Origin of the sequence: Aeromicrobium massiliense JC14 (genome assembly GCF_000312105.1) — a bacterium.
GTDB classification, from domain to species: domain Bacteria; phylum Actinomycetota; class Actinomycetes; order Propionibacteriales; family Nocardioidaceae; genus Aeromicrobium; species Aeromicrobium massiliense.
Genome location: NZ_HE978638.1, coordinates 207,753 through 224,948 on the forward strand (window position 1 = coordinate 207,753; position 17,196 = coordinate 224,948).

Sequence of the window (17,196 nt, forward strand, 5' to 3'; positions counted from 1 at the left end):
TGCGGCCATGGACGACCTCGTGCACGACCTGGCCCGCCGCTCCCGGGTCGCCGCCCGCGCGCTCGCCGCGACGACCGGGGCGGCGAAGGACCGCGCGCTCACCGCGATGGCCGACCTGCTCGTCGAGCGGTCCGCCGACGTGCTCGCCGCCAACGCCCGGGACGTCGAGGCCGCGCGGACGTCCGGCACGGCGCAGCACCTGATCGACCGGCTGAGCCTGGACGAGTCCCGGGTCGCGGCGATGGCGGACGGCCTGCGCACCGTCGTCGCGCTGCCCGACCCAGTCGGCGAGGTGGTGCGCGGCTCGACCCTGCCCAACGGGCTGCAGCTGCGCCAGGTGCGCGTGCCGCTCGGCGTCATCGGCATCATCTACGAGGCCCGGCCGAACGTCACCGCCGACGCCGCCGCGATCTGCGTGAAGTCCGGCAACGCGGTGCTGCTGCGCGGGTCGGGCTCGGCCGCGCGCTCCAACGCCGCGATCGTCACCGTGCTGCGCGAGGCGGCCGAGAGCGCCGGCCTGCCGGCGGACGTCGTGCAGCTCGTGCCGGCCGACGACCGCTCGACGGCCCGGGCGCTCATGCAGGCGCGGGGACTGGTCGACCTGGTCATCCCGCGCGGGGGAGCGGGCCTGATCCGCGAGGTCGTCGACAACGCGACGGTGCCCACGATCGAGACCGGGGCCGGCAACGTCCACGTGTACGTCGACGCGGACGCGGACCTCGACATGGCGCTCGACATCGTCCTGAACTCCAAGACCCACCGCACGAGCGTGTGCAACAGCGCCGAGTCGCTGCTCGTGCACAAGGCTGTGGCCGACGTGTTCGTGCCCCGCGTCGTGGCGGCGCTGCGCGAGCGCGACGTGCTGGTGCACGGCGACGCCGCGTTCGCCGCCGCCGACCCAGCCGTCGTCCCGGTCACCGACGAGGACTTCGACACCGAGTTCCTCGCGCTCGAGATCTCCGCCCGGGTCGTCGACAGCCTGGACGACGCGCTCGACCACGTCCGGCGCTACTCGACCGGCCACACCGAGGCGATCGTCACCTCGTCGATGGAGGCCGCGCAGCGGTTCACCCTGGGCGTCGACGCGGCCGCGGTCATGGTCAACACCTCGACGCGTTTCACCGACGGCGGCGAGTTCGGGTTCGGCGCCGAGATCGGCATCTCCACCCAGAAGCTGCACGCCCGCGGCCCCATGGGCCTGCCGGAGATGACCACGACGACGTACGTGGTCACCGGCACCGGCCAGGTCCGCTAGGCCGCCCGCTCGACGTAGCCGGTCAGCAGGTCGGCGAGTGCGCCGGGATCGGCGAGCGCCGCGCAGTGCCCGGTCTGGACGACGTCCGGGTCGGTGATGCCCAGCCGCTCGGCCGCGACCCGGCGCTGGACGGCCGGCGGGATGAAGCGGTCCCGCGCGGTCACCACGTAACGGGCCGGGACGTCGGACACGTCGGGGCCGGACCACGGCGTCTCGCCGAGGGCGGTGCTGGTCGGACGCTCGCGCGCCAGCGCCAGCCGGGCGAGCACCCGCGGGACGTCCGGGTAGAAGGCGACCATCGGGTCGGCGTGGCCGGTGAGCCCGCCGTCCTGACGCGCGGCCTGCTCGACCGCGTCGGCCCAGCCGACCGCCTCGAACCAGTCCATCGGCGACTCCCCGGGGCGCGGGACCAGGCCGACCACGTGGACCTGCAGCACGGCGGACGCCCGGGCGGCGACGAGCGGGACGATCATCGAGCCGGCCGAGTGGCCGACCACGACGAGCGCGTCGCCCCGCGGGGTCCCGTCGAGGGCGGCCAGCATCGCGTCGGCGCAGTCGTCCCAGGTCGCGTCCTCGCGGTCGGTCGGCAGGTCCGGCGCGACGGACGCGTGACCGCGCGCGTGCAGCGCCTGCTGCACCCGGTGCCACGCCCACCCGCCGTCGCCGGCGCCGTGGACCAGCGCGAACGTCACCATGACCCATCGTGCGCCCACGGCGGGTGCACCCTCCGTTCCCGAACCGCTGGCGGACGCGGGTGCGCCGACGGCGGTGGGATAGCATCGGAGCCATGTCGTCGTCCCTGATCACCCACGCCGCCGAGACCGCCGAGCACTCCGGTGGCGGCATCGACCCCGTCGTCGTGGCCATCATCGCGCTCGTCGTCCTGTTCGGCCTGCTGCTCGGCCTGCTGAGCTTCGGCAAGGGCCGCGAACACTCCTGATGTCGCCGGACGCGACGAGGCGCCCGTGAGCGGGCGCCGCGCCCGCATCGGGGTGATGGGCGGAACGTTCGACCCCATCCACCACGGGCACCTCGTCGCCGCCAGCGAGGTGCAGTCCTGGTTCGACCTGGACCAGGTCGTCTTCGTGCCCACGGGCCAGCCCTGGCAGAAGAGTGACCGGCAGGTCTCGCCGGCCGAGCACCGCTACCTCATGACCGTCATCGCGACGGCGGCGAACCCGCGGTTCCAGGTGAGCCGGGTCGACATCGACCGGGCCGGGCCGACGTACACGATCGACACGCTGACCGACCTGCAGAAGCAGCTGCCCGACGCCGACCTGTACTTCATCACCGGCGCGGACGCGATGGCACAGATCCTCACCTGGCGCGACCACGACGGGCTGTTCGACCTGGCCCACTTCGTCGGCGTCACGCGTCCGGGCCACGAGCTCGACGCCGCCGCCATCGAGAGCTTCCCGCACGACCGCGTCACCCTGGTCGAGGTCCCCGCCCTCGCCATCTCGTCCACCGACTGCCGCCAGCGCGCCGAGCGCGGGCAACCCGTCTGGTACCTCGTGCCCGACGGCGTCGTGCAGTACATCCAGAAGCACCAGCTCTACGGAGACCACTCATGACCGCCACCGACCGTGCCCTCGAGCTGACCCGCGCCGCCGCCGCGGCCGCCATCGACAAGGGCGCCACCGACGTCGTCGCCCTCGACGTCTCCGAGCAGCTCGTCATCACCGACGTGTTCCTCGTCTGCTCGGGCTCGAACCAGCCGCAGATCCGCGCCGTCCAGGACGCCGTGGAGGAGGCGCTGCTCAAGCTCGGCGCCAAGCCCGTGCGGCGCGAGGGCGCCCGCGAGGGACGCTGGGTGCTGCTCGACTTCGCCGACGTCGTCGTGCACGTCCAGCACACCGAGGAGCGGGCCTTCTACTCGCTCGAGCGTCTCTGGGGCGACTGCCCCACCGTGCCGCTGTCGTGAACAAGCGGATCGTCCTCTGGCGCCACGGGCGCACCGAGTGGAACGTCCTCGGTCGTGTCCAGGGCCAGACCGACGTGCCGCTGGACGACGAGGGACGCCGTCAGGCCCGCGTCGCCGCACCGCGCCTGGCCGACCTCAAGCCGGCGCGCGTCATCTCGTCCGACCTGGTGCGCGCCCGGGCGACGGCCGAGGCGCTGGTCGACCTCGTCGACGTGGAGCTGGAGATCGACCCGCGCCTGCGCGAGGTCAGCTTCGGCGAGCGCGAGGGCATGACGCTCAAGCAGGCCTGGCAGCGCTGGCCCGACGAGATGCGCGGCATGTTCGAGAACACCGGGCTGCGCATCCCCGGTGCCGAGACGTACGAGGAGGCGGGTGAGCGCGTGGCGGAGGTGCTGCGTGACGTCGCCGACAGCCTGGACGACGGCGAGACCGCCGTGGTCGTCTCGCACGGCGCGTCCATCCGCACCGGCGCGTGCGCGTTCGTGGGGCTCCCGGCGGGCTACTGGCAGGTGTTCAGCGGGCTCAGCAACTGCGCCAGCGTCTACCTCGAGGAGCGCTACGCCGGGCCGGGCCGGCACTGGCGGATCCAGGAGTGGAACTCCTGGACGCCGCCCGAGCCGGTCCTGTCCGACGACGAGGGCGACCCCGGTTTGGGGGAGCGCGGAGCCGTCAGGTAGAGTTCCATCTCGGTTGATCGCGGGGCATTGGCGCAGTTGGTAGCGCGCTTCCATGGCATGGAAGAGGTCAGGGGTTCGAATCCCCTATGCTCCACCACCACCCGCAGCAGGCCCGCCGGAGACGGCGGGCCTGCTGCGTTTCTGGGACTGCTCGGACCCGTCCGGAACCCGCCGTCGAGCGTTCACGGCCCGTTCATCGCAAGCCCCGCGCACCCGTTCCAGCCGTCCCTAGTGTTCTGGCGTCATGCCCGCGCGAGGAGACGGAGACGCAGTGTCGACATGGGTGCGGACGGCCGAGCCGTCCGTGGATGCGGACGCCCCCCGGCGTCTCGTCGGGGCCGAGAGCGGCGCCGACCGCGCCTTCGTCGTCTCGATGCGGGCGATCGGCACGACGGTCCTGCTGATCACCGGCGGGATCGGGCTGTTCCTGGCGCTGCAGGCGTGGCCGACGCTGCGGCACTACGGGCTCTCGTTCTTCACCGAGACGCAGTGGGAGCCGGAGGCCGACGTCATCGGCATCGGCTCGGTGCTGGTCGGGACGTTCAGCGTCGCGCTGGTGGCGCTCGTCGTCGCCTTCCCCCTGGCGCTGCTCACCGCGCTCTACATCAGCGAGTACGCGCCGGCCCGCATGCGCGGCCTGCTCGTCTCGATGGTCGACCTCATGGCTGCCGTGCCGAGCATCATCTACGGCCTGTGGGGCTTCTTCGTCCTGCAGCCGCACGCGTCGGCGATCGCCCACTGGCTGCACGTGCACCTGGGCTGGATCCCGTTCTTCGCCGTCGAGGCCGACGCGGACGCCGCGGTCTGGGAGCAGAGCCGCTACACCGCGTCCGCGTTCGTGGCCGGGCTGGCCGTCGCGATGATGGTGATCCCGATGGCCTGCGCCGTCATGCGCCAGGTCTTCAGCCAGGCACCGACGGGGGAGCGGGAGGCCGCGCTCGCGCTCGGCGCGACGCGCTGGGGCATGATCCGCTCGGTCGTCCTGCCCTTCGGCCGTGGCGGCATCATCGGCGGCACGATGCTCGGCCTGGGCCGCGCGCTCGGCGAGACCATCGCCGTCCTGCTCATCATCTCGCCCGCGTTCGACCTCAAGATCCGCGTGCTCGAGGTCGGCACCAACACCGTCTCGGCGCTCATCGCCGGACGCTTCGGCGAGGCCAACGGCGCCCAGCTCGCCGCGCTGCTCACCGCCGGGTTCGTCCTGTTCGTCATCACGCTGATCATCAACACGCTCGCCGCGGTCGTCGTCGCGCGCAGCCGTTCCGGGGCGGAGACCGACGCATGACCATCCTCGACACCCCGCCGGCCGCCGGCGGCACCACCGTCCGGCACGAGCCGCCGTCGCTGGACGCCGGGCCCGCGCCGCGTCCGCTCACCACCACGACCGCCGAGGACCGGCTGGTCATGGCCGGCTCGTGGGTCGCCGGGCTCGCGATGGCGTGGTTGCTGACCCAGCGGCTGCTGCCGTGGAACGGCGGCCTCGTGCTCGCGCTGACCACGTTCGTCTGCTCGATGGCGGTGCTCGCGGTGGCCTCGGCCATGACGACGTCCGCCTCGGTCGTGCGCGACCGGCTGGCCAGCACCACGGTGCACGCGGCGGCCGCGGTCGTCGGTGCCGCGCTGCTGTGGACGATCGGCTTCATCTTCGTCCGCGGCCTCGAGGCGCTGCCGCACCTGAACCTGCTCACCGAGGACATGTCCGGCGTCGGCCCACGCGACCCGTTCGACCGTGGCGGCATCCTGCACGCGATCGCCGGCTCGCTCATCCAGGTCGGCATCGCCGTCGCCGTCACGGTGCCGCTCGGCATCGGCACCGCCGTGTTCATGACCGAGGTCGGCGGCCGCTACGCGCGCATCGTCCGCACCGTCGTCGAGGCGATGACCGCGCTGCCGTCGATCGTGGCCGGCCTGTTCATCTACACGACCCTGATCATCGGGCTCGGCTTCGACCGCTCGGGACTGGCCGCCGCGATGGCGCTCGCGGTGATGATGCTGCCGATCATCGCGCGGGCCTCGGACGTCGTGCTGCGCGTGGTGCCCGGCGGCCTGCGCGAGGCGAGCCTGGCGCTCGGTGCCTCGCGCTGGCGGACGGTCTGGCACGTCGTGCTGCCCACGGCGCGTCCGGGCCTGGCCACGGCGCTCATCCTCGGCATCGCCCGCGGCATCGGCGAGACCTCGCCGGTCCTGCTGACGTCCGGCGCCGCGTCGTTCCTCGTCGTGAACCCGACCGACGGGGTCATGAACTCCCTGCCGCTGTTCATCTACACCACCGTGCGCAGCGGCGAGCCGATGTACATCGCCCGCGCGTTCGCCGCCGCCACCGTCCTGCTCGTCATCGTGCTGGCGCTGTTCGTCGCCGCCCGCCTGCTCGCTCGTCCCCCGAAAGGCCTCCGATGAAGCTCCGTCCCACCCGTCGCGGACGCACGAGGGCGGTCCTCGCCGTCCTGCTGTCGCTCGCCGTGACGGTCGTCCTGGCCCGTCCGGCCGAGGCGGCCTACGCCCAGATCGAGGGCTCCGGCTCCACCTGGTCGGAGGTGATCCTGCAGCAGTGGATCGCCGACGTCGACGCCAACGGCATGAAGGTCACCTACAACGGAGGCGGCTCGTCGCAGGGCCGCAAGGCGTTCGGCCAGAACGTCACCGACTTCGGCATCACCGAGATCCCCTACCAGGGCAAGGACGAGTTCGGGAACGTCGACTCCGCCGGCAACCGCGAGTTCGCCTACATGCCGATCATCGCCGGTGGCACGGCCTTCACCTACCAGCTCACGGTCGGCGGGAAGCTGGTCAAGAACCTGCGACTGTCCGGCGAGACGATCGCCAGGATCTTCACCAACCAGATCACGAACTGGAACGACCCGGCGATCAAGAAGGACAACAACGGCCGCGTCTTCCCGTCGCTGAAGATCACCCCGGTGCTGCGCTCGGACGGCTCGGGCACGACGGCCCAGTTCACGACCTGGCTGGACAAGCAGTACCCGGCCATCTGGCGCGGCTTCTTCGGCCGTTCGGGCCTGACCTCGTACTTCCCGCGCAAGGGCGCGGCGATCGCGGCCGCCGGCTCGGACCAGGTGATGAACACGATCGCGAGTGCCTCGGGCAACGGGCACATCGGCTACGTGGAGTACTCCTACCCGGTCAACAAGAAGTACCCGGTGGTGAAGGTGCTCAACAAGGCCGGGTACTACGTCGAGCCCACGCAGTACAACGTGGCGGTCGCACTGACCCGGGCGAAGATCAACCAGGACAAGGGGTCGGACAAGTACCTGACGCAGATCCTGGACGGCGTCTACAGCGCGACGGATCCGCGGGCCTACCCGCTCTCGTCGTACTCCTACATGCTGCTCCCGACCGGGTCGAAGGACCAGCGCATGACCACGGCGAAGCGCCAGACGCTCGCGGACTTCATGTTCTACTCGCTGTGCGAGGGACAGTCGAAGGCCGGGGCGTACGGCTACTCGCCGCTGCCGCTCAACCTCGTCCAGGCCGGCTTCGACCAGCTCAAGAAGCTCAAGACGGCCGATCCCAAGGTCGACATCACCGGGCGCTCGGTGACACGGTGCAACAACCCCACCTTCGTCGCCGGGAACCTCGGCAAGAACAAGCTCGCCGAGGTCGCTCCGCAGCCGGCGGCGTGCGACAAGCAGGGCGCGGGTCCGTGTGGCGGTGGCACCGGGACCGCTCCGACGTCCACCGAGGAGGCCTCTGCCGCCGCCGGCGACGACAAGGCCACCGCGGCGCCGGGGACCACGCCCGCTGCTGGCACGCCGGGCGCACCGGCGGGAGCCGCGGTCCCCGGCGCCTCCGGCGCCGTCGACCCCGTCACGGGCGCGCCGCAGGCGGCCACCGCGACGGGTGGAGGGGACGTGACGGCGGTGCCGGTGGAGCTGCTCGCCGGTCGAGCGGGGGACGAGCGCGTCTTCGGTGCCCTCGCGGCCGTCGAGCTCGTCGCGCTGGTCGTCGTCCCGGGCATGCTGGCGGCGCTCCTGCGCAAGCGCAGGAGGAACGCATGAGGCGCGCAGTCCTGGCGCTGACCCTCGCGCTGACGGTCGGCGCCCTGGTCAGCCCTGGCGGCGCGACCGCCGACACCTCCGACGCGTTCTCCGCGACGAAGAGCATGGAGCGCGTGTTCGAGGAGGGCGGCGACCGGGTCGTCGTGGACGAGCGCACGGTGACCGTCAAGGTCGACCACACCAAGAACCTGCGTGGCCGCGAGCGGGTCCAGGTCTCCTGGTCCGGTGCCCACCCGAGCGGAGGGCGGGCCACGAACCCGTTCGGCGAGAAGGGCCTCGATCAGGAGTACCCGGTCGTGGTCCTGCAGTGCCGGGGACGCGACGACTCCTCGCTGCCCGCGGGACGTCGCCTCGCCCGCGAGACCTGCTGGACCTCGACCCCTCGTCAGCGCTCGGTCCAGGCGTCGGAGCGCACGGCACTGTGGCGGCAGGACGCGTTCGCCTCGGCCACCGACCGGGAGCCCAAGTCGGGCCTGAGCCCCTTCCCGAGCGAGCAGTGCGACGACGTCGAACGTCTCTCCTCGCGCGTGACGCCCTTCCGGGCCGCGTCCGGCACGGTTCACGTGTCGTGCAGCGCCACGACGATGGCGCCGGAGGCGGCGGCCGACGCCGCCTTTCCCCCGGCGGAGGTCGCGGCATTCACCGACGTCGACGGCAACGGCGAGGTGAGCTTCGAGGTGCGTACCGCGACCGAGAACGAGTCCCTCGGGTGCAGCTCGACCACGCCGTGCTCTCTCGTCGTCATCCCCATCATGGGCATCAGCTGTGCCGACGGCGCCAGCAACGAGTGCCTGAAGACCGGTCAGTTCGCGCCCGGCTCGAGCAACTACTCCGGAGAAGGGGTCGACGCTGCGGTCTCACCCGTGTACTGGTGGGCCGAGTCGAACTGGCGCAACCGGATCAGCGTCCCGCTGACCTTCGCCACGGAGCCCGACGTCTGCGACGTCAAGGACTCGCGCGCCCCCACCGCCTTCTACGGCTCGGAGCTGCTCAGCCAGGCGTCCACGCAGTGGGCGCCGGCGTACTGCCTGAAGCGTGACCGCTTCAAGTTCCAGCACAACCGCATGGCCGACGGCGCCGCCTTCGCGCTGATGGAGAGGGGCGAGGCTGCCGCCGCGTTCGTGTCGGGCGAGCAGGAGGCCGCGAACGACACACGTGTCGGCTACGCCCCGACGGCGGTGACCGGCTTCGCCGTCTCGTACGTCATCGACCGACCCGACAACGCCGGCGAGCTCGAGCAGCTGCGGCTGACTCCCCGCCTGCTGGCCAAGCTGATCACGCAGTCGTACACCGGGTCGACGATCGGCCAGCAGCACCCCGGCATGGCCAAGAACCCGATGTCGATCAACCAGGACCCGGAGTTCAGGGCGCTCAACCCCGGCCTGGACTCGATCGCCCGGGAGGCCGGCGCGGCCCTGCTGTCGCTGTCCGAGGCGTCGGACGTCGTCGAGAGCATCACGACCTACATCGCGTCCGACCCCGAGGCGGCCGCGTTCGTCAAGGGCCAGGCCGACCCGTGGGGGATGGTCGTGAACCCGAGCTACCGCGCGATCAAGCTCCCCGTGGACGAGTGGCCGCTGCTGGACAAGTTCGTGCCGTCCTCGGCGCAGGAGTGTCGACGCCAGATCAGCACGCCCTACATGACCCAGCTCGCGGCACCGATCAGCTCGCTGCGCAAGATCGCCGAGGCCGTGCTCGACGGGTGGCCGAACGTGCAGACCAAGTGCACCCGGTCGAGCGTCTCCGACCCGTGGAAGATGGGTCGGGTCGATCGCCAGGGCATCGGCAGCCGCTTCATGCTGGGCGTCGTCGGCCTCGGCGACGCTGCCCGTCTCGACCTCCGCACGGCGTCGTTGCAGACGAAGGTCACGCGCGGCAGCGGCACGGCCTTCACGAACGCGTCGGGACGCAGCTTCGTGGCGCCGACGGAGTCGGCGGTCCGTGCTGCCGTCCGGACGGCCCGGGCGCCCAGGGCGGCGCTCGGCGCCCTGACCCTCGGGCCGGAGACGACGCGTCGCGACGCGGCGGCCTACCCCGGCGCCATGGTGGTCTACACCGCGGCTCGTCTCGAGGGGATGCCGAAGGCGGACGCCCGCAAGGTCGCGCAGTTCATCCGCGTCGCCACGACGGAGGGGCAAGCGGTCGGAGCGGCCAACGGCCAGCTTCCCCGCGGCTTCGTGCCCATCGTGCGCACCGGTGCGACCGCAGCGCTGTGGAAGCAGGCCCGCGCCGTGGCCGACGCAGTCGAGGCGCAGGCACCGTCGTCTTCGACGGACGCCGGCGACGATGACGACACGAAGCCGGTGAAGGGAGCTCCGGGAGATGGCGCTCCGTCGCCCTCCGGCGCTGCCCCCGGGGCAGAGGCACCTGCCGCGGCCCCTGGCACGACTCCGTCGAACGTCCCCGCCACCACGACGACGCTGGAGGCGGCGCCCACCGCAGCGACGACCTCGTCGACCGGGAGGCTGCTCATGGCGAGCCTGTTGGGTCTGCTGCTGCTCGCCGGGCTCGGTGCCCCCGCCGTCCGGATCGCCGCCTTGGTACGAGGGGGTCGTCGATGAGTGCCGCCGTGCAGGTCGCGCCGACGCCGTTGCCCGACGCGGAACCGGAGGCCCCGGAGGGTCGTCGGCGTGCGCCGCGCGAGCCGTTCCGGCGTGCTCGCGCGGTCTGGGCGGGCCTTCGAGCTGCTGAACGCCGTGGTGTGCCTGACGAGGTGTCGGTCGTGACCTCGTCCCTGACCGTGCTGGCGGTCGTCGCCGCCTGGCTCCTGCTGCAGCTGCTGCTGCTGAGCGGGCTGGCGCAGGACCGTGGTCAGACCCTCCTCCACGACCAGCTGCGGGCTGACCTCGCTGCCGCGACCGTCCCGATCGGCGGCATCGTGGCGCCGGGCACGCCGGTGGCCCAGCTGGTCATCCCGGCGATCGACCTGGAGCAGGTCGTGGTCGAGGGCACCTCGGCCGGCCAGCTCGCCGACGCGCCCGGGCACCGACGCGACACCGTCATGCCCGGTCAGCAGGGGACCGCGGTGGTCTACGGACGGGCGGTGACCCACGGAGGCCCCTTCGCCGACGTCACGTCGCTGCGGACGGGTGACGTCATCGAGGCGACCACCGGCCAGGGCGTCGCGCGGTACACGGTGACGGGCGTCCGCCGAGCGGGTGACCCTCTGCCTCAGCCGCTCGCAGCGGGGAAGGGGCGGCTGACCTTGGTCACGGCGGAAGGGGACGGACGTCTGGCCGCCCTGTCGGCCGGCTCGGCCGTCTACGTCGACGCCGACCTCTCCACCGAGGCGCAGCCCGTCCCCGCCGGGCGGCTCAACGCGGTGACCGACGCCGAGCTGCCCATGGGGACCGACACCAGTGCGATGGCGGCGCTCGCGCTGGCCCTGGGCGGGCTGCTGGCGGTGGCGGTGGGACTGACCTGGCTGACGCGGCGGGTCGGCGCACCACTGGCCTGGGTACTGGGCATCGCCCCGCTGCTGGCGTCGGCATGGGTGGCCGGTGACATGGCCGTCCACCTGCTCCCGAACCTGCTCTGACACGAACGCTGGGTGGCCGCCGAGCGGTCACCCAGTGTTCATCGCAAACGTCCCGCGTTTCCCTGGCCGGTCCATAACGTCTCGACCGGTGGCCGGCGACCGACCGGCCTGAACTCCTCCCGAAGGACACGACATGATTCGCACCCGCGTCTCGGCCCTTGCGGCCGGCGCTGCCCTGGTGGCGGGCACGTTGGCCGTCACCACCGGAACGGCCCACGCCGCGAACGATTTCGACCCGACGTTCACTCCCGTCGCCGGCGACATCGTGGGCACCGGCTCGGACACCACGCAGGCCGCCATCGCCTACGCGGCCCAGGCCTACAACGTCGGCAAGCCCGCCGGCGCGCGCCTGGCGTCGTTCGCCGCGATCGGCGATCCCTCCTCCGTGGTCCTGCGCGAGGGCGCAACGCCCGTCCTGCGCACCGACATCGCCAGCTCGGGCAAGGGCAAGGCCCGCCTCGTCCCGGGCACCAACGACCCCAACGTCGACTACGCGCGCTCCTCGTCCTCGATCTCGGCCAGCGACAGCTCGCTGTTCCAGGCCGCCTTCGCGGTGGACGGTCTCAAGCTCGCCGTGAAGGCGACGGGCTCGAACGCCCCGGCCACCCTGACGGACCAGCAGATCCTCGGCATCTACGAGGGAACGATCACCGACTGGTCCCAGGTCGGCGGAAAGCCCGGAACCATCAAGGCGCTCATCCCGTTCGGCGGCTCCGGCACGCGCACGTACTTCGAGAGCCAGCTGAAGGCCGTCAAGAACGGCGCCGACCTGACGCTGTCCAACAAGCTCGTCGAGGTCCAGGAGCACAGCGACGACCAGATCAAGAACGACGCGAACGCCATCGCCCCGTTCTCCGAGGGCCGTGCCAAGTCGACGCCGACGGTCTCGCTGCTCGGCGGTTGGGCCCCCAAGCCCCGTCCCATGTACAACCTCGTCCGCAAGGCGGACCTGAACGGTGCCCTCGGTGCCAAGCTCGAGGGCATCTTCGGCGAGAACGGCTTCCTGTGCTCGGCCGAGGGCAAGGCGGCCATCGAGAAGGCCGGCTTCCTGCAGCTCGCGTCCACCGACCGCGGTGGCGTGTGCGGTGAGTGGCTCGAGGGCGCGACCAACAACTTCAAGACCTCCGACGACGCGGCAGCCGCGACGTCGACGTCGCTGAAGGTCGCGTCGCTGGGCAAGCGTCAGGTGCGTCTGACCGCCACGGTGAAGTCCACGGTCTCGGTCCAGGGGTCGGTGGAGTTCACCGAGAACGGCACGTCGCTCGGCAAGGCCGTCGTCGCCGGCGGCGTCGCCAACCTGACGCTGTCCAACGTCGCGCCCGGTGCGCACACCTACGCCGCGGCGTTCACGCCCCGCGACGTCCTGTCGCAGCACGCGTCGAACGCGGCCGCGGTCAAGGTCACGGTCAAGACGCCGGTCGCGCTCAGCGTCGCCTCGGCCCGCACCACCTACGGCCGCGCGGTCGCGCTGACGGCCAAGGCCAGCGCCCCGGTCAACGGTGCCGCGACGGTCACCGTCGGCGGCCGTGCCTACCGCACCGTCTTCGCCAAGGGCGCCGCCCGGGTCACCGTCCCGGCCGGCATCGCGGCGGGCAACCAGCGCCTGACCGTCGCCTTCGGCGGCAGCGCCACGCACGACGCCGCCTCCGCGGCGGGCACGGTCTCGGTGGCCAAGGCCGCCGGCGTGGTCACCGCGAAGCTCTCGGCGACGCGCATCAAGGCCACCAAGCGTGGCTCGGTCACCGTCACGGTCGTCCCGAGCGGCGCGGCCAAGGGCACGCCGGTCACCGGCAAGATCACGATCAAGCGCGGCTCGAAGACGGTCGGCACGGCCGTCCTGCGCGGCGGCAAGGCCACGGTCAAGCTCGCGAAGCTCAAGAAGGGCTCGCACAAGCTGACCGTCGTCTACTCCGGCGACCGCAACGTCGCGCCCGCCAAGGGCAAGACGCTGAAGCTCACCGTCCGCTGAGCACCACCCCACCCCGGCCGGGTCGGCGCCCTCGTGGCGCCGGCCCGGCCCGCACCACCAGAGAGGCTCCTCGATGAGCACCGACGCGATCACGACCATCGTCCCGGCCGTGTCCGACGACACCACCGTCCTGCCCGCCGTCGTGCCGGCGCGCGCGCTCGCGCCGGGCTCCCGCGCCGCGACGCTGGACGCGCGCGAGGTCTCGGCCTGGTTCGGCAGCCGCAAGGTGCTGGACCGGGTCTCGCTGCACATGCCGGCCGGCGGCATCACCGCGCTCATCGGCCCCTCCGGCTGCGGCAAGTCGACCTTCCTGCGCATCCTCAACCGCATGCACGAGCTCGTCCCGAGCGCCCAGCTCGGCGGCCAGGTGCTGCTCGACGGCGAGGACGTCTACGAGCCGCAGCGCAAGCTCATGGACGTGCGCCGCGACATCGGCATGGTGTTCCAGAAGCCGAACCCGTTCCCGGCCATGTCGATCCGCGACAACGTCCTCGCCGGCCTCAAGCTGACCGGCACCCGTGCCGGCCGCGCCGAGAAGGACGAGCTGGTCGAGTCGTGCCTGGTGCGCGGCGGCCTGTGGAACGAGGTCAAGGACCGGCTGGACGCGCCCGGCGGCGGACTGTCCGGCGGCCAGCAGCAGCGCCTGTGCATCGCCCGGTCGCTGGCGATCAAGCCCAAGGTGCTGCTCATGGACGAGCCCTGCTCGGCGCTCGACCCCACGTCCACGCGGGTCATCGAGGAGACGATGGTCGAGCTGGCCCAGGAGGTCACGATCGTCATCGTCACGCACAACATGCAGCAGGCCGCGCGCGTCTCGGACCAGTGCGCGTTCTTCCTCGCGGCGCAGGGCACGCCGGGCGTCATCGTCGAGCACGGCGAGACCGGCGTGATGTTCTCCCACCCGCAGGACCAGCGCACGCACGACTACGTCAACGGCCGCTTCGGGTGAGCCGGACGACGCTGCTCGTCGGGGCGCTGGCCGTGGTCGCGGTCGGCGCCCTCGGCGCGTCCCTGGTGCCCGGCGCGCCGGCCGACCGGTCGATGACCCCCGACCCCGTCGTCGTAGCCGTCGCCCCGGCCGCGGCCAGCGTCGAGGAGCCCACGTCGCCGGCCGGCGACGGGGGAGCGGACCCGGCCTGGGTCGCCGAGACCGCCGCCCGCACCGGCGTCCCGGCCCGAGCGGTGCAGGCCTACGCCGGCGCGACCCTGCGCACGTCCGTCGAGCACCGCGGGTGCCGCCTGGGCTGGACGACGCTGGCGGGCATCGGACAGGTCGAGTCCGGCCACGGACGCGGCGCGCTCGGCGACGACGGACGTCCGGTCGAGCCGATCTTCGGTCCCGCGCTGGACGGCTCCGAGGGCGTCGCGGCGATCGCGGCCACGAGCGCGTCCGTCGCCTGGCACGGCGACCCGCGCTGGGACCACGCGGTCGGGCCGCTGCAGTTCATCCCGTCCACGTGGGCGGCCTGGGAGGTGGACGCCGACGGCGACGGGGTCGCGGACCCGCACGACCTGGACGACGCCGCGCTCGCCGCCGCCCGCTACCTGTGCCACGACGGGCGCGACCTGTCGACGGCGGACGGCTGGACCGCGGCGATCTTCAGCTACAACCACGCCGACGTGTACGTCCGCGCGGTGCACGCCGCCGCGACCTCGTACCGCTGACGGGACGCCCGGGGCGCTGACGAGCCGCCCGCACGCGGCGTGGAGCTGGGGGTCAGCGCCGCGCCGCGCCCGGCTCGTCAGCGCCCCGGACGCCTCGAGGACGACGAAGGGACCCCGCCGGGTGGCGGGGCCCCTTCGTCACCTGCGCGTGGTCACCAGATGGTGACGCGCTCGCTCTCGTCGAGCCACAGGGCGTCGTCGGGCTTGACGTCGAACGCCTCGTAGAAGGCGTCGATGTTGCGGACGACCTGGTTGCAGCGGAACTCCGGCGGCGAGTGCGGGTCGAGCGTGAGCCGGCGGAGCGTCTCGGCCGGACGCGTCTTGCCCTGCCAGGCGACGGCCCAGCTGAGGAAGAAGCGCTGCAGGTCGGTGAAGCCGTCGATCGGCTCGGGCGCCTCGTCGCCGCGGGCGAGCAGGTACGCCTTGAGCGCGATGCCCAGGCCGCCGAGGTCGCCGATGTTCTCGCCGATGGTCAGCGAGCCGTTGACCGTGGCGCCGTCCGCGCCCTCGGGGCTGAGCGGGTCGTACTGCGCCACCAGCGAGCCGGTGAGCTGCTCGAAGGCGGCGCGGTCCTCGTCGGTCCACCAGTTCCGCAGCGCGCCGGAGCCGTCGTAGTGCGAGCCCTGGTCGTCGAAGCCGTGCCCGATCTCGTGCCCGATGACCGCGCCGATCGCGCCGTAGTTGACCGCGTCGTCGGCCTCGGCGTCGAAGAACGGCGGCTGCAGGATGGCGGCGGGGAAGACGATCTCGTTCATCGTCGGGTTGTAGTAGGCGTTGACCGTCTGCGGCGTCATGTACCACTCGTCGCGGTCGATCGGGCCGCCCACCTTGGCCAGCTCGCGGTCGATCTCCATGGCCATCACCCGCTGGCGGTTGCCCAGCAGGTCGGTCGGGTCGGTCTCGAGCGCCGAGTAGTCGCGGAAGGTGCGCGGGTGGCCGATCTTGGGGTCGAAGCGGCTCAGCTTGTCGAGCGCCTCGGCCTTGGTGGCGTCGCTCATCCACGGCAGGGCGGTGATGCTCTCGCGGTAGGCGGCCATGAGGTTCTCGATCAGGACGCCCATGCGCTCGCGGGCCACGTCGGGGTACTCGGTACGGACGTAGATCTTGCCGACCGCCTCGCCCATCGCGCCCTCGACGAAGCCGACGCCGCGCTTCCAGCGCTCGCGCAGCTCGTCGGTGCCCGACAGCGTCCGGCCGTAGAAGTCGAAGTTCTCGGCGACGAACTCCTCGGACAGGTAGGCCGCCGAGGCGTGGACGACGTTCCAGCGCAGCCAGTCCTTCCACTGGTCGAGCCGGTCCTCGACCAGCAGGTCGGCCAGGCCGGAGTAGTAGGTCGGCTGCGAGACGACGACCTTGGCCAGCACGGACGCGGGGATCTGCGCGGCCTCGGCCCACGCGTCCCAGTCGAAGGCGGGCAGCAGGTCGCGCAGCTGCTCGTACGTCATCGGGTTGTACGTCTTCTGGGCGTCGCGCGTGGCGACCCGGTCCCAGTGCCGCTCGGCGATCGCGGTCTCCAGCGCCATGACCCGCTCCGCGCGCACGGCCGCGTCGTCCAGGCCGGCCAGCTCGAGCATGTGGGTGACGTGGACGACGTACGCGTCGCGCAGGTCGGCGTTCTCGTCGCCGCGGTAGTAGGACTCGTCGGGCAGGCCGAGACCGGTCTGCACCAGGTAGGCCACGTAGGTGTCCGGCGCGCCCTTGTCGGGGGCGACGTACATGCCGACGACCGTGCCGACGCCGGAGCGCTCCAGGCTGCCGAGCGTCGTCGCGAACGCCGAGACCGAGTCGATCGCGTCGACCGCGGCGAGGTCGGGCTGCAGCGGGGTGCCGCCGAGCGCCTCGATGCGCTCGGTGTCCATGAAGGACGCGTAGAGCTCGCCGATCTTGCGCTCCTCGTCGTCCGCGGGCTCGGCCTGGGCGCGCTCGATGATCTCGCGCGTCTTCAGCTCGGCGGCGTCGCGCAGGTCCATGAACGCGCCGGCCGTGGCCCGGTCGGCGGGGATCTGCGTCTCGCGCAGCCAGCGTCCGTTGACGTGGCGGAAGAGGTCGTCCTGCGGGCGGATGGAGGAGTCGAGCTGCTCGACGTCGATGCCGTGGGTCACAGGCCCAGACTAGTCAGGACGGGCCAGCCCGCCAGGGGCCTCGTGCGGCCGGT

General features: G+C 72.3%; 15 protein-coding genes and 1 tRNA gene. 14 read left to right on the forward strand and 2 right to left on the reverse strand.

The genetic code is table 11. The features are described from left to right. The first annotated feature begins 7 nt into the window (after nt 1-7). Entirely contained in the window at nt 8-1,255 is a 1,248-nt protein-coding gene (locus tag HGAM_RS13765) for a glutamate-5-semialdehyde dehydrogenase (RefSeq protein ID WP_019146084.1), read from the forward strand. Here the strand turns inward: HGAM_RS13765 and HGAM_RS13770 are convergent. Continuing rightward, nucleotides 1,252-1,968: an alpha/beta fold hydrolase gene (locus HGAM_RS13770; protein WP_218915291.1), complete on the reverse strand. Its 717-nt coding sequence runs from the start codon at nt 1,966-1,968 to the stop codon at nt 1,252-1,254. The genes HGAM_RS13765 and HGAM_RS13770 overlap by 4 nt on opposite strands. 74 nt (nt 1,969-2,042) lie before the next feature. Here HGAM_RS13770 and HGAM_RS20665 point away from each other — a divergent pair, with 74 nt between their 5' ends. The 13 genes from HGAM_RS20665 (at nt 2,043) to HGAM_RS13835 (ending at nt 15,041) form a co-directional block, all read left to right on the forward strand. Further along, nucleotides 2,043-2,195 carry a hypothetical protein gene (locus HGAM_RS20665; RefSeq protein WP_019146086.1) on the forward strand — a complete coding sequence of 51 codons (153 nt, stop codon included), beginning with the start codon at nt 2,043-2,045 and terminating at the stop codon, nt 2,193-2,195. Between the two features lie 25 nt (nt 2,196-2,220). Next, on the forward strand, nt 2,221-2,829 hold the full coding sequence (nadD, locus tag HGAM_RS13780; protein ID WP_019146087.1) for a nicotinate-nucleotide adenylyltransferase: 609 nt from the start codon (nt 2,221-2,223) through the stop codon (nt 2,827-2,829). Beyond that, nucleotides 2,826-3,179, forward strand: coding sequence for a ribosome silencing factor (rsfS, locus tag HGAM_RS13785; RefSeq protein ID WP_019146088.1), 354 nt, complete (start codon nt 2,826-2,828; stop codon nt 3,177-3,179). Before nadD ends, rsfS begins: the two co-directional genes overlap by 4 nt. After that, a complete protein-coding gene (locus HGAM_RS13790; protein WP_019146089.1) occupies nt 3,176-3,856 on the forward strand; it encodes a histidine phosphatase family protein in 681 nt (226 codons plus the stop codon). The genes rsfS and HGAM_RS13790 overlap by 4 nt, the downstream gene beginning before the upstream one ends. A gap of 21 nt (nt 3,857-3,877) precedes the next feature. Further along, a tRNA-Ala gene (locus HGAM_RS13795) sits at nt 3,878-3,953 on the forward strand. A gap of 207 nt (nt 3,954-4,160) precedes the next feature. After that, entirely contained in the window at nt 4,161-5,141 is a 981-nt protein-coding gene (pstC, locus tag HGAM_RS13800) for a phosphate ABC transporter permease subunit PstC (RefSeq protein ID WP_049798383.1), read from the forward strand. Then, complete coding sequence (gene pstA, locus HGAM_RS13805) at nt 5,138-6,253, forward strand: phosphate ABC transporter permease PstA (RefSeq protein ID WP_019146091.1); 1,116 nt, start codon at nt 5,138-5,140, stop codon at nt 6,251-6,253. Before pstC ends, pstA begins: the two co-directional genes overlap by 4 nt. Further along, complete coding sequence (locus HGAM_RS13810) at nt 6,250-7,869, forward strand: phosphate ABC transporter substrate-binding protein PstS (protein ID WP_019146092.1); 1,620 nt, start codon at nt 6,250-6,252, stop codon at nt 7,867-7,869. Before pstA ends, HGAM_RS13810 begins: the two co-directional genes overlap by 4 nt. Next, complete coding sequence (locus HGAM_RS13815; protein WP_038951835.1) at nt 7,866-10,430, forward strand: hypothetical protein; 2,565 nt, start codon at nt 7,866-7,868, stop codon at nt 10,428-10,430. Before HGAM_RS13810 ends, HGAM_RS13815 begins: the two co-directional genes overlap by 4 nt. Before the next feature lie 161 nt (nt 10,431-10,591). After that, nucleotides 10,592-11,407: a class E sortase gene (locus tag HGAM_RS13820; protein WP_172636451.1), complete on the forward strand. Its 816-nt coding sequence runs from the start codon at nt 10,592-10,594 to the stop codon at nt 11,405-11,407. 133 nt (nt 11,408-11,540) lie between these two features. After that, a complete protein-coding gene (locus HGAM_RS13825) occupies nt 11,541-13,376 on the forward strand; it encodes an Ig-like domain repeat protein (RefSeq protein WP_019146094.1) in 1,836 nt (611 codons plus the stop codon). Between the two features lie 73 nt (nt 13,377-13,449). After that, the gene (locus tag HGAM_RS13830) at nt 13,450-14,325 is read left to right on the forward strand and encodes a phosphate ABC transporter ATP-binding protein (RefSeq protein ID WP_019146095.1); all 876 of its coding nucleotides are present in this window, start codon (nt 13,450-13,452) and stop codon (nt 14,323-14,325) included. Then, nucleotides 14,322-15,041, forward strand: coding sequence for a lytic transglycosylase domain-containing protein (locus tag HGAM_RS13835; protein ID WP_019146096.1), 720 nt, complete (start codon nt 14,322-14,324; stop codon nt 15,039-15,041). The genes HGAM_RS13830 and HGAM_RS13835 overlap by 4 nt, the downstream gene beginning before the upstream one ends. 152 nt (nt 15,042-15,193) lie before the next feature. Here the strand turns inward: HGAM_RS13835 and HGAM_RS13840 are convergent, their stop codons facing one another. Further along, nucleotides 15,194-17,143, reverse strand: coding sequence for a M13 family metallopeptidase (locus HGAM_RS13840; protein ID WP_019146097.1), 1,950 nt, complete (start codon nt 17,141-17,143; stop codon nt 15,194-15,196). Nucleotides 17,144-17,196: the final 53 nt, after the last annotated feature.